The sequence below is a fragment of the Streptomyces corynorhini genome, assembly GCF_003346515.1.
GTDB classification, from domain to species: Bacteria; Actinomycetota; Actinomycetes; order Streptomycetales; family Streptomycetaceae; genus Streptomyces; species Streptomyces corynorhini.
Genome location: NZ_QQNA01000070.1, coordinates 31,669 through 46,930, shown reverse-complemented (window position 1 = coordinate 46,930; position 15,262 = coordinate 31,669). Strand labels below are relative to the sequence as shown.

The following is a 15,262-nucleotide window of genomic DNA, read 5'->3' as shown; positions in this document are numbered from 1 at the left end:
ATCAAAGCTGCACCAGCCTTCGCCCCACCCCCAACAAGAAGGCTGGTGCAGCTTTGATGCTGACGCGCAGACCCAGTGGTTACCACGCGAGTGTGATCGCCGTAGCCGTGGCGCTCGCCTCCGGTGCGGTGACCGGCGCGGTGACCGGAGCCGTCGCCGCGCCGCTCGACGGCGCTCGCGGCTCAGAGCAGGGGGCGGGCCAACTGCCCGGCCCGCGCAAGGCCACGGTCACCCTGATCACCGGCGACCGCGTAGACGTGGACGCGAAGGGCCAGGTGACCTCCGTACGGCCCGGCGAGGGCCGCGAGCACATTCCCCTCTCGGTCCAGCGGATGCAGGACCGGACGTACGTGATCCCCACCGACGCCGTGCGGCTCGTCGGGAACGGCACCGTCGACCGGCGGCTGTTCGACGTCACCGGCCTGGTCGGCGACGGGTTCGACGACGACCGGCGCGAGAAGCTGCCGCTGATCGTCGCGCATCCCAAAGGCTCCGCGAAGGCCCGGCTGAAGGCCGAGGCGAAGACGGATGTCGCGGAGGCCGGTGCGACGGTGGAGCGCAACCTCCCCGCGCTGAACGGCGAAGCCGTCTCCGTTCCGAAGAGCGAAGCCTCGGACGTGTGGGACGCGCTGACCACCGGGGCGGAGAAGGCCGGGAAGGCCGGGAAGACCGGGAAGACCGGGAAGACCGGGAAGACCGGGAAGACCGGGAAGACCGGGAAGACCGGTAAGGCCGGGGACGCCGAGAAGTCCGAGATCCGCGCCGCCGCCGCCGGCGTCAGCCGCGTATGGCTGGACGGCCGCCGACAGGTGAACCTGGACAAGAGCGTGCCGCAGATCGGCGCGCCCACCGCCTGGGAGGCCGGTTACGACGGCGACGGCGTGAAGGTCGCCGTCATCGACACCGGCGTGGACCAGACCCACCCGGACCTGGCGGACGCCGAGATCGCGGAGAAGGACTTCACCGACGACGGCGACTCGGTGGACTACATGGGGCACGGCACCCACGTGGCCTCCACCGTCGCGGGCAGCGGCGCCAAGTCCGGCGGCGCCTACAAGGGTGTGGCACCCAAGTCGGCGATCCTCGACGCCAAGGTGTTCGACCACGACGGGTACGCCTCCGACTCGGGCATCGTCGACGCCATGCAGTGGGCCTCCGACCAGGGCGCCAAGGTCGCGAACATGAGCCTGGGCGGCTATGACGACGTGGAGATCGATCCGCTGGAGGAGGCGGTCGACACCCTCTCCGCGAACAGCGGCATCCTGTTCGTCATCTCCGCGGGCAACGACGGCCCCGCTGCCAGGACCATCGGTTCTCCCGGCAGCGCGGCTTCCGCCCTCACGGTCGGCGCGGTGGACCGCGACGACGAGATCGCCGACTTCTCCAGTGTCGGCCCGACCGCCGACGGCTCGCTGAAGCCGGACATCACCGCTCCCGGCGTGGGAATCGTCGCGGCCAAGGCGGCCAAGGGGCAGATCGGCACTCCGGCGGGGGACGGTTACGTCGCCATGGACGGTACGTCGATGGCGGCGCCGCACGTCGCGGGCGCGGCGGCCATCGTCGCGCAGCGGCACCCGGACTGGACCGGTGAGCGGATCAAGCGGGCGCTCACCGCCTCGGCCGTCGGCAACCCCGGGCTCACGGCCTACCAGCAGGGCACCGGCCGGGTCGATGTGGCCAAGGCCATCGAGCAGACGGTCGTCACCGAGCAGACCTCGGTCAACTTCGGGCTCCAGCGCTGGACACCGACCGGATCCGACCCGGTGACGAAGGAGATCGCCTACCGCAACGACGGGACCGATGCGGTCACCCTCGACCTGAAGACGGAGGCGCTCGGACCGGACGGCAAGGCCGTGCCGGACGGACTGTTCACGGTCGACTCCGCGCACATCACCGTGGAGCCCGGTGCCACGAAGCGGATCGCACTGACCGCCGACACCCGCCACAGCACGCTGTACGGAGGCTTCTCCGGCTCCGTGGTGGCGACGGACGCCTCGGGCGGTCAGACCGTACGGACCGCCTTCGGGATCATCCGCGAGGCGGAGTCCTACGACGTCACGGTGGACCTGATCGACGCGAACGGTGATCCGGCCGAGGCGGCGCCCTCCTTCATCAGCCTCGGCTCCCGGGCCGTTTACCGGCAGTGGACCGGCAACGGCCGCCTCGTCGTCCGCGTCCCCAAGGGTGAGTACCTGGTGGACTCTCCGGTCTTCACCCCGGGCGAGCACCTGACCCGGATCGCGATGCTGACCCAGCAGCGGCTCGCCGTCACCGACGACATGCGGATCGTCTTCGACGCGCGGGACGCCAAGCCGTTCGACATCACCGCGCCGGAGGCCACCAAGGAGGACGGCGGGACGGTCGCCTGGTACAACGAGAGGGAGGACGGCGGCGGCGAGTTCAGCCGTTTCATGACGGACTCGCTGGCAATGCTCTCGGCCGCCTCGGTCGGCGACACGACCAACAAGGGGTTCCAGGCACAGGTCAGTGCCGTGCGGAGAGCGGGCGCGGATCAGTACACGCTGCTCTACACCCGTGAAGGCCGGATGTTCGACGGTCTCACGCATCAGGCCGAGAAGAGCGAACTCGCCGTGATCACGGCGGACATGGGAGTCTCGGCGGAGAACAAGGTGGGCGCGATCCACCCGATGTGGTCCAACCACGTCATGGGCATCGGATCCCTCACCGTCGGCCTGTTCCCCCTTCCCCTCAGCTCGAAGCAGTACGTCACCACCCCGCCCGGCTACCGATGGGCCTTCGGCGCGGGACAGGTTCCCGCCGACGAGGAGTACACGGGGGAGAGCGAGGTGCTCTTCGATGCCACGGCGTCGAAGACGTACGAGGCGGGGAAGGCGTACGGGCTCACGCTCAACGTGGGTGTCTTCAGCCCGACCATGCGGAACGGGTTCGCGGCGCGCGCGGCGGATATCGCGCTGATCTGCGCTCCGGTCTACTCCGACCACGAGGGCCGTCCCGGTTACACCCGAGGCGCCGAGAACAGCACCGTGATGACGGCGGACGGCAAGACGGTGTACGAGGGGGACAACCCCGAGTGCACCTTCGTCACGGGTCTGCCCGACGCGTCCGCCGCGTACACGCTGCGCACCGAGTCGTCGCGCGGCACCGACATCGCCGGGGTCAGCACCCGGGTCCAGGCCGCCTGGACGTTCACGTCCGGCTCGCCCGGGAACGAGCAGGTGGATCTGCCGCTCTCCACCCTGACCTTCGCGCCGAAGCTGAACCTGGCCAGCACGGCCGAGGTGGGCGCGAAGCTGACGGTGCCGCTGTCCGTCGACGGTTACGCGGCGGGCGACGGCGTGGGCGTCAAGTCCCTTGAGGTCAAGGCGTCCTACGACGGCGGCAAGACCTGGGTGCAGGCTCCCGTCACCACCGAGGGCGGCGGGCGCGCGGTCACGCTGGACCACCCCGCGTCCGCCACGTCGGTCTCGCTCAAGGGCGCGCTGACGGACACCGAGGGCAACGGTTACGAGGTGACCATCACCGACGCGTACCTGCTGAAGTAGCAGTCCCGAACCGAGTACGCCCCCGGAGCCACAGACCAGGCTCCGGGGGCGTATCACGTACCCACGTACGTACATCACATACCCACGTACCCACGTACGTACGCGTCCGCTACGGCAGCGCCAGCATCCGCTCCAGCGCCAGCTGCGCGAAGTCCGCCGTCTCCTTGTCGACCTGGATGACGTTGACCTCGTTGCCCTCGGCCAGCGACTCCAGCGTCCACACCAGGTGCGGCAGGTCGATGCGGTTCATCGTGGAGCAGAAGCAGACCGTCTTGTCGAGGAAGACGATCTCCTTGCCCTCCGGGGCGAAACGATTCGCCAGTCGCTGTACGAGGTTCAGCTCCGTGCCGATCGCCCACTTCGAGCCGGCCGGGGCCGCCTCCAGGGCCTTGATGATGTACTCCGTCGAGCCGACGTGGTCCGCCGCCGCCACGACCTCGTGCTTGCACTCGGGGTGGACCAGCACGTTGACGCCCGGTATCCGCTCCCGTACGTCACGTACGGAGTCGAGCGAGAAGCGCCCGTGCACCGAGCAGTGGCCGCGCCACAGGATCATCTTCGCCTCGCGCAGCTGCCGCGTGGTCAGCCCGCCGTTCGGCTTGTGCGGGTTGTAGAGGACACAGTCGTCCAGCGACATCCCCAGATCCCGTACCGCCGTGTTCCGTCCCAGGTGCTGGTCCGGGAGGAAGAGCACCTGCTCGCCCTGTTCGAAGGCCCACCTCAGCGCCCGCTCGGCGTTCGAGGAGGTGCAGACCGTGCCGCCGTGCTTGCCGGTGAACGCCTTGATGTCCGCCGAGGAGTTCATGTACGAGACGGGCACCACCCGGTGGGTGATCCCGGCCTCGGCCAGCACGTCCCAGCACTCCGCGACCTGTTCGGCCGTCGCCATGTCGGCCATGGAGCAGCCCGCGGCCAGGTCCGGCAGTACGACCTTCTGGTCGTCGGTGGTGAGGATGTCGGCGGACTCGGCCATGAAGTGCACACCGCAGAAGACGATGTACTCGGCGGCGGGGCGGGCCGCCGCGTCCTTGGCCAGCTTGAAGGAGTCACCCGTGACATCCGCGAACTGGATGACCTCGTCGCGCTGGTAGTGGTGGCCGAGCACGAAGACCTTCTCGCCCAGCTTCTCCTTCGCCGCGCGGGCGCGCTCCACCAGATCCGGGTCCGAGGGGGCGGGCAGGTCGCCGGGGCACTCCACGCCGCGCTCGCTGCGCGGGTCTGCCCCGCGGCCGAGGAGCAGCAGGGCGAGGGGGGTCGGCTGGACATCGAGGTCCACGGACTGGGTGGTGGTCACGGCACGCACCTTTTCTTCTCTACGGACGAACGGACGAGCCTTTTCGTCTAAATGACGCTATCTATCATAGCCGGTTCACGTCACTTTGACGATGGCGATAGCGTCGATGTGACGCATTCCGGTGGGGCGGCCGGTGTGCGAGCATGAACAGGGAAAGACCGTCGGGAATGCACGCGCCGGCCGCTCCGGAATGAATCCGCGGCCGAGCCGGTTGCACTGTCGGCAAGCTGTCCGCAAGCAGTCCGTACAACCCGGGAGAGAAGCAGATGTCCGTATCGGACGAGACCACCACCGTGAGCGACGGCATCCTCCTGTCCGACGCCGCCGCGGGCAAGGTCAAGGCCCTGCTGGACCAGGAAGGACGTGACGACCTCGCGCTGCGCGTCGCCGTTCAGCCCGGCGGCTGCTCCGGCCTGCGCTACCAGCTGTTCTTCGACGAGCGCTCGCTCGACGGCGATGTCGTCAAGGACTTCGGCGGCGTCAAGGTCGTCACCGACCGGATGAGCGCCCCGTACCTGGGCGGCGCCTCCATCGACTTCGTGGACACGATCGAGAAGCAGGGCTTCACGATCGACAACCCGAACGCGTCGGGCTCCTGCGCCTGCGGCGACTCCTTCAGCTAGACCCTGTCCTGGCGATCGGAATGTTCGCCACCGCGCTTCGCCGCGGCAGGACAGACCCCTACGGAAGGCGGCGGCCCCGAGAGGGACCGCCGCCTTCCGTATGCCCGTATGCCCGCATGTCTGTTCGGTCGCGCTCCGCTCAGCCGCGCTCCGCTCAGCCGCGCCGCGCGATCTTCTCGCCCGTCGTCGCGTCCACCACCAGCCGCTTGCCCAGCGGCTGCGCCAGCTCCGCCGTCACGGACTGCTCCTTCGCGATCGCCACGCACATCCGGTCGGGATCCGGGTGGGAGACGACCAGCTTCACCTTTACCGCCGTCCCGCTCTCGTCGACCTGCGGCGTATACGTCGAGCAGACCCCGCCCATGAAGTGGAGCGTCAACTTCCGGCCGTCCGTCGTGTACGACACGATCGCGCTCGACCGGGACGTCCCCGGCGCGGTCTTCTCGCCACCGGTCTCGCCGCCTCCGGCCTTGCCGCTCCCTGACCCGCCGGTCCCGGGCTCCTCGCCCCGCGAGTCGCCGGGGCCCACCGGAGAGGGCCCGCCCGGCAGCTCCCGGTGCGGCGGCTCGGCCTTCGTCAGGAACTCCGGAGCCACCGCCGGATGCGTCACCGTGTACGGCGCGGCGCCGCCGCCCGGCGCCACCTCGAACAGCCAGGACGGTACGAGCGCGCCCTTGCCCTCCACCGACCGCACCGCGAGCCCGAAGACCGCCTTGTCGATCTCCACCGGCTCGGCCGCCGCCACCCCGGCGCCGCCCTTCGCCTCGCACGGAGCGGCCGGCCGCTCGCTCTCCAGCGGTACGGCCGTCGCGCAGCCGCCGATCCGCCCGGGACCCGTACCGGCCGCGCCCCCGGCGGCCTTGTTCAGCTCCTTGAGGGCGGCGTCCGCGCCGATCACCGGATAGGCGTCGCTGCGCTCCGGCGCCGTCAACTGGCCGCTGCCGCCGATGACCTGGCCGTCCGTACCCACCTGGATCCCGGTCGACCAGCCGTACGTGGGCAGCCCGCCGACCACCGGGTCCGCGTTCACCACCCGGGTCGAGCCCATCAGCTGCCCGGCGTCCAGATCCGCGTCGGACTGCCCCAGCGCCTTCAGCACCGGCGCCGCCGCCTTCTTCGCCGCCGCCTCGCTGACCGCCGCGCCCGCTCCCGCACTCGTATCCGTGCCTGTGCCCGTGCCCGCGCCCGTACCCCTACCCGTGCCCGTGCCAGAGGCCGAACTGCCGCCCGACGGGCACGCCTTGCCCTTCAGGCAGTTGTCGCCGCCCGCACGTCCGAACTGGGCGTAGGTCCAGGTCCCCGGCGCCTGCCGGGCAACGCTCAGCAGCGGGCCGGAACCGTCCTTGTCCGTGCCGACCTTCCAGGCCGTCCCGTCCGACCTCGGCGCCCCCGTCAGCCCGAGCGCCTTCGCCAGCCGGGTCACGTCCGCGGCCGTGACCGCGCCGCTCGTACGGTAGACCCGCGCCGTACCGGGGCCCTGCGGCAGCTTCCCCTTGGCGCGGTACGTCACCCCGCCCGGGTCGGGCTCGCCGGGCGCGATGCCGGCCGGCGCGGATTCCCCGGCCGCCGCCCCGCCCGCGGTCGGGCCCGCGGCGCCGACCTGCCCCGGGGCCGGGGCTTCGAGCGCGTCCAGGGCCAGCGGCGGCGGGCCGCCGTCGGCGGTGGGCCCGGCGCCGCCGCCGAAGGCGCTCGTCGCGAAGTACGCGCCGCCGCCTCCGGCGATCAGTACCGCCGCCGCCACCGTGGCGACGGCGAACCGGGGACGGCGGCGGCGCGCGACACCGGCGCCGCCGGATTCGGCTGTGCCCTCCTGGGGCCGCTCCGTACTGGTCACCGCTGCTCCTTCGACTGCGTATCGGGGGTATCGGGGGTATCGGCGTATCCGTATATCGGGTGTGCCCGTGCGTCAATCGGGTGTGCCCGTGCGTCAGGCGGGTCCGCGCGTTCCCGGACCGCACTCTCCGGCAAGCGGAGCGTAACGGACGCGACACGTTCCGTGGCTCCGTCGTATTCCGCGTCCCCTGTAAAGGGGAACGCCCGTTGGACGGAAGCGGCGCGGTCGCGGTTCCCCCCGATCGGTTACCGGCCCCGCGCGGCGTACCGACCCGGTAGCGTGAACTGTCAACCGTTGCCCGCATCAGGAGCGTTCACGCCGTGCGAATCGCAGTCACCGGCTCCATCGCCACCGATCATCTGATGACCTTTCCCGGCCGCTTCGCCGACCAACTGGTCGCCGATCAGCTGCACACGGTCTCCCTCTCCTTCCTGGTCGACAATCTGGAAGTGCGCAGGGGCGGTGTCGGAGCGAACATCTGCTTCGGCATGGGCCAGCTGGGCGCCCGCCCCCTCCTGGTCGGTGCCGCGGGTCAGGACTTCGACGAGTACCGCGCCTGGCTGGACCGGCACGGCGTCGACACCACCTCCGTCCGGATCTCCGAGGTCCTGCACACGGCCCGCTTCGTGTGCACCACCGACGCCGACCACAACCAGATCGGCTCCTTCTACGCGGGCGCGATGAGCGAGGCCCGCCTGATCGAACTCAAGAAGGTCGCCGACCGCGTCGGCGGTCTCGACCTGGTGCTGATCGGCGCGGACGACCCCGAGGGCATGCTGCGCCACACCGAGGAGTGCCGCAGCCGCGAGATCCCCTTCGCGGCCGACTTCTCGCAGCAGATCGCCCGCATGGAGCGCGACGAGATCCGCACCCTGCTCGACGGCGCGACCTACCTCTTCTCCAACGAGTACGAGAAGGGCCTCATCGAGGCCAAGACCGGCTGGGACGACGCGGAGATCCTCTCCCGCGTCGGCCACCGCGTCACCACCCTCGGCAAGAACGGCGTACGGATCGACCGCGTCGGCGACGAGCCGATCATCGTCGGCTGCCCGGACGAGACCGTCAAGGCCGACCCGACCGGCGTCGGCGACGCCTTCCGCGCCGGGTTCCTCTCCGGCCTCTCCTGGGGCGTCGGCCTGCGCCGCGCCGCCCAGGTCGGCTGCATGCTCGCCACCCTGGTCATCGAGACGGTCGGCACCCAGGAGTACACCCTGCGCAGGACCCACTTCATGGAGCGCTTCACCAAGGCGTACGGCCACGACGCCGCGGCCGAGGTCCAGGCCCACCTGCCCGAGACGGTCGCCTGACCCGGCGCGCGGGCCGCTGAGCGACGCTCACGACACCCGGCGGACCACATACGCGACACCGTGGTCCGCCGGGCGCTCGCCCACGTACTCCTGGCCGCGCATCTCGCACCACGCCGGGATGTCCAGCCGCGCCGCCTCGTCGTCCGAGAGCACCGCGACCGTGCCGCCCACCGGCACCTCGCCGAAGACCTTCGCCAGCTCGATCACCGGGATCGGGCAGCGCCGTCCCAGCGCGTCCACCACCCGCTCACCGCCGCCGCCGTCGTCCTCCCGGCCCGCCGCGGGCACGGGCACCGGTACGGGGGAGGGCGCGGTCGCGGGCGCGGACGCCACCGGCGCGCCGAACCGCTCCCGTACCCCGGACACCACCCCCGGCAGCACCTCCAGGAAGCGGTCCACCTCCGCCTCCGGCGTACCGAGGGGCAGCGAGATCCGGACGTTGCCCTCCGAGAGCACCCCCATCGCCCGCAGCACATGACTGGGGGTCAGCGTGGAGCTGGTGCACGACGAGCCGGAGGAGACCGAGAAGTCCGCCCGGTCCAGCTCGTGCAGCAGCGCCTCCCCGTCCACGTAGAGACAGGAGAACGTGACGAGGTGGGGGAGCCGGCGCACCGGATGCCCCACCACCTCCACCTCGGGCACCAGCTCCGGCACCCGCGCCCTGATCCGCTCCACCAGCGCCCGCAGCCGCGCCGCCTCGGCCGCCGCCTCGGCGCGCACCGCCCGCAGCGACGCCGCCGCCGCGACGATCGCCGGAATGTTCTGGAAGCCGGGGGCGCGGCCCGACTCCCGCTCGTCGGCCGGGCCGGGGGCGGCGAACCGTACCCCCTTGCGCACCGCCAGCAGGCCGACGCCCGCCGGGCCGCCCCACTTGTGCGCGCTCGCGGTCAGCAGCGACCAGGCACCCTCCACCGGGCCCCAGCCCAGCGACTGCGCGGCGTCCACCAGCAGCGGGACGCCGCGTCCCCGGCAGATCTCGGCGACGGCGGACACCGGCTGCTCCGTCCCCACCTCGTGGTTGGCCGACTGGAGACAGGCCAGGGCGGTGTCCGCGCGCAGCGCCGCCGCGTAGCCGTCCGGGTCCACCGCCCCGTACCGGTCGACGGGCACCTCGCTCACCGTTCCACCGGCCCCGCTCGCGTGCGCGGACGCCGCGTGGAGCACCGACGAGTGCTCCACCGAGGAGACCACCGCGTGGAGCCCGACACGCCGACGCCCATGGAGCGCCCCCGACATTCCGGAGTGCACCGCGTGGGTCCCCGAAGGAGTGAAAACCAGCTCGTCGGGACGGCAGCCGACGGCCTCGGCCGCCGTCTGCCTGGCCGCGTCGAGCAGCAGCCCGGCCCGCCTGCCCTCGCGGTAGAGCCGGGACGGGTCGGCCCACCCCTCGTCCAGGGACGCCTGGAGGGCCTGGCGGGCGACGGGATGCAGCGGGGCCGAGGAGGCGGCGTCGAAATAGGGCACGCCGCCACGCTAGACGAGTAAGCCCGAAGTAGCGTCAGGAACGTCCCGGGCCACCGGGTCGCGCACCCGGGCACCCCCGCTCGCGCGCGCTCCACCCCTTCGGGGAGTCGGGCGGCGCGTTGGGCACCCTCCCCGCACGACCTCAAATCACGTCCAGTAGGGTTTGGTCCGCATAAACATCCAAACCCCTGCCCGCGTCGGGCCGGCGACCGACCAGGAGACGGCCGCAGCCGGTTGCGCGGGCGAGACTCTCGGGAAGGCGCTACGTGAGTCCCAACGGCTCCGACCGCTCGTCGCGGCGCCCGATGCGGCGGAAGCTGCCGCAGGTGCTGACTGCGGGCCTGATCCTCGCGACCTCCACCGGTTGCACCTACAAGGACTTCCCCCGCCTCGGAATGCCCACCCCGGTGACGGAGGAGGCTCCTCGGATCCTCTCCCTGTGGCAGGGCTCGTGGGCGGCAGCGCTCATCACGGGCGTACTGGTATGGGGTCTGATCCTGTGGAGTGTCATCTTCCACCGGCGCAGCCGCACCAAGGTGGAGGTACCTCCGCAGACCCGGTACAACATGCCCATCGAGGCGTTGTACACCGTGGTCCCGCTCATCATCGTCTCGGTGCTCTTCTACTTCACCGCCCGTGACGAGACGAAGCTCCTCACCCTCTCGGCCAAGCCGACCCACACGATCAACGTGGTCGGCTACCAGTGGAGCTGGGGCTTCAACTACATCGAGAACGTGGACGGGAAGACCACCACCGGCAACAAGGTTCCGAAGGAACTCGACGCCATCCCGGACCGGTTCGTGAAGGCCTTCCCCGCGCACGCCGAGGGCGTCTACGACTACGGCATCCCCGGCACCCGGAACCCGCAGAACAACAACCCGGGTCCGACGCTGTGGCTCCCCAAGGGGGAGAAGGTCCGCTTCATCCTGACCTCGCGTGATGTCATCCACTCCTTCTGGGTGGTGCCGTTCCTGATGAAGCAGGACGTCATCCCGGGGCACACCAACGCCTTCGAGGTGACCCCCAACCAGGAGGGCACCTTCATGGGCAAGTGCGCCGAGCTGTGCGGCGCCGACCACTCGCGGATGCTCTTCAACGTCAAGGTGGTCTCTCCGGAGCGCTACCAGCAGCACCTCGAAGAGCTGGCCAAGAAGGGCCAGAACGGCTACATCCCGTCGGGCATCGCGCAGACGGATCCGGCCAAGAACGCGGAGACGAACAAACTGTGAGCATCCTCAACGAACCCCAGGGTGCCGCCGCAGCAGCTGACGACTCTTACGAGAACGAGCTGCCGGTACGGCGCAAACAGCCGGGCAACATCGTCGTGAAGTGGCTGACCACCACGGACCACAAGACGATCGGCACGATGTACCTGATCACGTCGTTCGCGTTCTTCTGCATCGGCGGCGTCATGGCGCTGCTGATGCGCGCCGAGCTGGCGCGTCCGGGCACGCAGATCATGTCCAACGAGCAGTTCAACCAGGCGTTCACGATGCATGGCACGATCATGCTGCTGATGTTCGCGACGCCGTTGTTCGCCGGGTTCGCGAACTGGATCATGCCGCTGCAGATCGGCGCGCCCGACGTGGCGTTCCCGCGGCTGAACATGTTCGCGTACTGGCTCTACCTCTTCGGTTCGCTGATCGCGGTGAGCGGTTTCATCACGCCCCAGGGCGCGGCGGACTTCGGCTGGTTCGCGTACTCGCCGCTGTCGGACGCGGTGCGTTCGCCGGGCATCGGCGCCGACCTGTGGATCATGGGCCTGGCGTTCTCCGGGTTCGGCACGATCCTCGGCGCGGTCAACTTCATCACCACGATCATCTGCATGCGCGCCCCCGGCATGACGATGTTCCGGATGCCGATCTTCACGTGGAACGTGCTGCTGACCGGTGTGCTGGTGCTGCTGGCCTTCCCGGTGCTCGCCGCCGCGCTGTTCGCCCTGGAGGCGGACCGTAAATTCGGTGCTCATGTGTTCGACGCGGCCAATGGCGGGGCGTTGCTCTGGCAACACCTGTTCTGGTTCTTCGGGCATCCAGAGGTGTACATCATCGCCTTGCCGTTCTTCGGGATCGTCTCCGAAGTGATCCCGGTCTTCTCGCGGAAGCCGATGTTCGGATACATCAGCCTCGTGGCGGCCACGATCTCGATCGCCGGTCTGTCCGTGACGGTGTGGGCGCACCACATGTACGTGACCGGTGGCGTGCTGCTCCCGTTCTTCTCGTTCATGACGTTCCTGATCGCGGTGCCGACCGGCGCGAAGTTCTTCAACTGGATCGGGACGATGTGGAAGGGGTCGCTGTCCTTCGAGACACCGATGCTCTGGACCATCGGCTTCCTGGTGACGTTCCTCTTCGGCGGTCTGACCGGCGTCATCCTGGCATCGCCGCCGCTGGACTTCCACGTCTCGGACTCGTATTTCGTGGTGGCGCACTTCCACTACGTGGTGTTCGGCACCGTCGTCTTCGCGATGTTCGCCGGATTCCATTTCTGGTGGCCGAAGTTCACCGGCAAGATGCTCGACGAGCGGCTCGGGAAGATCACCTTCTGGACGCTGTTCATCGGCTTCCACGGCACCTTCCTCGTCCAGCACTGGCTCGGCGCCGAAGGCATGCCGCGCCGCTACGCGGACTATCTCGCCGCCGACGGATTCACCGCGCTGAACACCATCTCCACGATCAGCTCCTTCGTCCTCGGTCTGTCGATCCTGCCGTTCTTCTACAACGTGTGGAAGACCGCCAAGTACGGCAAGAAGGTCGAGGTGGACGACCCCTGGGGCTATGGACGTTCACTCGAATGGGCGACCTCGTGCCCGCCGCCGCGGCACAACTTCGTCACTCTGCCGCGCATCCGGTCCGAATCACCGGCGTTCGATCTGCACCACCCGGAGATCGCCGCCCTCGACCAGCTTGAGAACTCCGGCCACGGAGCCGGTGCCGGCGTCCTCGTCGGTGGCAAGGAGGACGGAAAGTGAAGATCCAAGGCAGGATGTTCATCTGGCTGAGCCTCTTCATCCTGGTCGTCGCCATCGTCTACGGCGTCTGGTCCAAGGAGCCGGTCGGCACGACGGCGCTCTTCCTGGCCTTCGGCCTGAGCATCATGATCGGGTTCTATCTGGCCTTCACGGCCCGCCGGATGGACTCGCTCGCCCAGGACAACAAGGAAGCCGAGGTCGTGGACGAGGCCGGCGAGGTGGGGTTCTTCTCCCCGCACAGCTGGCAGCCGTTCGCGCTCGCCATCGGCGGCGCCCTGCTCTTCCTCAGCGTCGCGATCGGCTGGTGGCTGGCGTACTTCTCGGCGCCGCTGCTGCTCATCGGCCTGTGGGGCTGGGTCTTCGAGTACTACCGCGGTGAGAGCCGCACCCAGTAGCGGCTGCCGCAGAGCGTCGTTCCGGGGGGCCCGGACACTCCAGCACGGAGGGTCCGGGCCCCCCGTTTGCGTCACTCGTCGCGCTGTCCTCACGGAATCTTCATACCGTGTGATCCATGACCCACACGCCGCGTTTGCGCACCGTCCTCAGCTGCACCCTGGTCGTGTCCCTCGGGGCTGGCGCGACCGCGTGCGGCAGCAGCAACGACCCCCACCCCCTCGCCACCAAGCCCTACAACGCCACCGGGCAGGTCGCCTTCAGCGCGCCCGGGGGCAGCGTCAAGGCCAACCCGGACAAGCCCCTGGAGATCACCGCCAAGAACCGCGACAGCCGGATCACCGACGTCACCGCCGTCGACACCGGCGGCCACTACCTGGCGGGCGAACTCACCGCGGACGGCATGCGCTGGCACTCCACGGCCCCGCTGGCGGCCGGCGCCCGCTACACCGTCAAGGTCTCCACCGAGAACAAGGAGGGCGCCCCCGGCAACCGCGTCCTCACCTTCGACACCGCCGCCCCCAAGAAGAAGCTGACGGTCGAGTTCGGCCCGGAGGAGGGCTCGTACGGGGTGGGGCAGCCGATCACCGCCACCCTCAGCGAGCCCATCAAGTCCAAGGCCGCCAGAGACGTCGTCGAGCGCTCCCTCAAGATCCGCGCGCCCGGCGCCGAGGAGGGCACCTGGCACTGGGTGGACGACACCGAACTCCACTACCGGCCCAAGGAGTACTGGCCCGCGAACAGCACCGTCACCGTCTCCAGCAGCCTCGAAGGGGTGAAGGTGAGCGACAAGCTGTACGGCGGCCCCGTCAAGCCGCTCACCCTCAAGATCGGCAACAAGCTGGAGGCCATCGTCGACGCCTCGGCGCACACGATGACCGTCTACCGCAACGGCGAGTGGGTCAACACCATCCCGGTGACCACCGGCAAACCCGGCTTCTCCACCCGCAACGGCATCAAGGTCGTGCTCGGCAAGGAGAGCTTCGTGCGGATGCGCGGCTCCAGCGTCGGCATCGGCGGCAGCGAGGGGTACGACCTGCCGGTCTACTGGGCGACCCGGGTGACCTGGAGCGGCGAGTACGTGCACGCCGCGCCGTGGTCCGTGGGGCAGCAGGGATCGGCCAACGTCAGCCACGGCTGCACCGGGATGTCCACCGCCAACGCGGCCTGGTTCTACGAGATCGTCGAGGAGGGCGACATCGTCCAGGTCATCAACAGCGCGGGCGACTACATGGAGGACTTCGGCAACGGCTTCGGCGACTGGAACCTGGACTGGAAGGACTGGCGCAAGGGCAGCGTCCTGCAGGCAGGCGTCCGGGACGGCAGCAGCCCGTCCGACTCGGCCCGGCTGCGCCCCCAGGTCTGAGGCCCCAGGGAGCCCCTGGAGGCTCCCGCGCCCGGGAGGGGGCCCGTCCGGCGCCCCTCCCCGGCCGGGGAGGGCCTCAGGCGGCCCCCGCCAGCCGGCCGCGCAACAGCGCGGCCAGGGCGTCCGCGAAGCCCACCGGCTCGACCGGAAGCGTCACCGCGGCATCCGCCCGGCTCCAGGTGGCCAGCCAGGCGTCCTGCGGGCGGCCCATCAGCAGCAGCACGGGCGGGCAGTTGAAGATCTCGTCCTTGATCTGCCGGGAGACGCCCATACCGCCCGCGGGAGCCGTCTCGCCGTCCAGCACGCAGACGTCGACACCGCCCTCGTCGAGCCGCTTCAGCACGGCCGGCAGCGTCGCGCATTCGAGGAACTCGACCTGGGGTACGTCGGCGGCCGGCCGGCGGCCAGCCGCCAGCCGGACCTGCTCGCGGATGTTCGCGTCGTCGCTGTAGACCAGCACCGTGGCGGTCGGCTGCATTGTTCCTC

General features: G+C 70.0%; 11 protein-coding genes. 7 read left to right on the top strand and 4 right to left on the bottom strand.

Translation table 11 applies throughout. The features are described 5' to 3' along the window. The first annotated feature begins 92 nt into the window (after window positions 1–92). The gene (locus DVH02_RS10790; protein ID WP_114623556.1) at window positions 93–3,524 is read left to right on the top strand and encodes a S8 family serine peptidase; all 3,432 of its coding nucleotides are present in this window, start codon (window positions 93–95) and stop codon (window positions 3,522–3,524) included. Between the two features lie 109 nt (window positions 3,525–3,633). On the opposite strand, the gene nadA is transcribed toward DVH02_RS10790, so the two are convergent. Further along, window positions 3,634–4,818, bottom strand: coding sequence for a quinolinate synthase NadA (gene nadA, locus DVH02_RS10785; RefSeq protein ID WP_114623555.1), 1,185 nt, complete (start codon window positions 4,816–4,818; stop codon window positions 3,634–3,636). A gap of 266 nt (window positions 4,819–5,084) precedes the next feature. Here nadA and DVH02_RS10775 point away from each other — a divergent pair, with 266 nt between their 5' ends. Continuing rightward, on the top strand, window positions 5,085–5,441 hold the full coding sequence (locus tag DVH02_RS10775) for a HesB/IscA family protein (RefSeq protein WP_023542295.1): 357 nt from the start codon (window positions 5,085–5,087) through the stop codon (window positions 5,439–5,441). A 154-nt stretch (window positions 5,442–5,595) separates the two neighbouring features. On the opposite strand, the gene DVH02_RS10770 is transcribed toward DVH02_RS10775, so the two are convergent. Continuing rightward, window positions 5,596–7,275, bottom strand: coding sequence for a hypothetical protein (locus DVH02_RS10770; protein ID WP_114623553.1), 1,680 nt, complete (start codon window positions 7,273–7,275; stop codon window positions 5,596–5,598). A 320-nt stretch (window positions 7,276–7,595) separates the two neighbouring features. Here DVH02_RS10770 and DVH02_RS10765 point away from each other — a divergent pair, with 320 nt between their 5' ends. After that, a complete protein-coding gene (locus tag DVH02_RS10765; protein ID WP_114623552.1) occupies window positions 7,596–8,582 on the top strand; it encodes a carbohydrate kinase family protein in 987 nt (328 codons plus the stop codon). A 27-nt stretch (window positions 8,583–8,609) separates the two neighbouring features. On the opposite strand, the gene DVH02_RS10760 is transcribed toward DVH02_RS10765, so the two are convergent. Next, entirely contained in the window at window positions 8,610–10,046 is a 1,437-nt protein-coding gene (locus DVH02_RS10760) for a cysteine desulfurase/sulfurtransferase TusA family protein (protein WP_114623551.1), read from the bottom strand. 266 nt (window positions 10,047–10,312) lie between these two features. On the opposite strand from DVH02_RS10760, the gene ctaC reads away from it, so the two are divergent. From ctaC to DVH02_RS10740, 4 genes are all read left to right on the top strand, one after another. Then, window positions 10,313–11,275, top strand: a complete 963-nt coding sequence (ctaC, locus tag DVH02_RS10755) for an aa3-type cytochrome oxidase subunit II (RefSeq protein WP_114623550.1) — start codon at window positions 10,313–10,315, stop codon at window positions 11,273–11,275. Beyond that, entirely contained in the window at window positions 11,272–13,017 is a 1,746-nt protein-coding gene (ctaD, locus tag DVH02_RS10750; protein WP_114623549.1) for an aa3-type cytochrome oxidase subunit I, read from the top strand. The genes ctaC and ctaD overlap by 4 nt, the downstream gene beginning before the upstream one ends. Beyond that, window positions 13,014–13,412, top strand: coding sequence for a cytochrome c oxidase subunit 4 (locus tag DVH02_RS10745; protein ID WP_114623548.1), 399 nt, complete (start codon window positions 13,014–13,016; stop codon window positions 13,410–13,412). The genes ctaD and DVH02_RS10745 overlap by 4 nt, the downstream gene beginning before the upstream one ends. Before the next feature lie 116 nt (window positions 13,413–13,528). Then, window positions 13,529–14,776, top strand: a complete 1,248-nt coding sequence (locus tag DVH02_RS10740) for a L,D-transpeptidase (protein ID WP_114623547.1) — start codon at window positions 13,529–13,531, stop codon at window positions 14,774–14,776. 76 nt (window positions 14,777–14,852) lie between these two features. Here DVH02_RS10740 and DVH02_RS10735 read toward each other — a convergent pair whose 3' ends face one another. After that, window positions 14,853–15,254, bottom strand: coding sequence for a hypothetical protein (locus DVH02_RS10735; RefSeq protein WP_114623546.1), 402 nt, complete (start codon window positions 15,252–15,254; stop codon window positions 14,853–14,855). Between the last annotated feature and the right edge of the window lie 8 nt (window positions 15,255–15,262).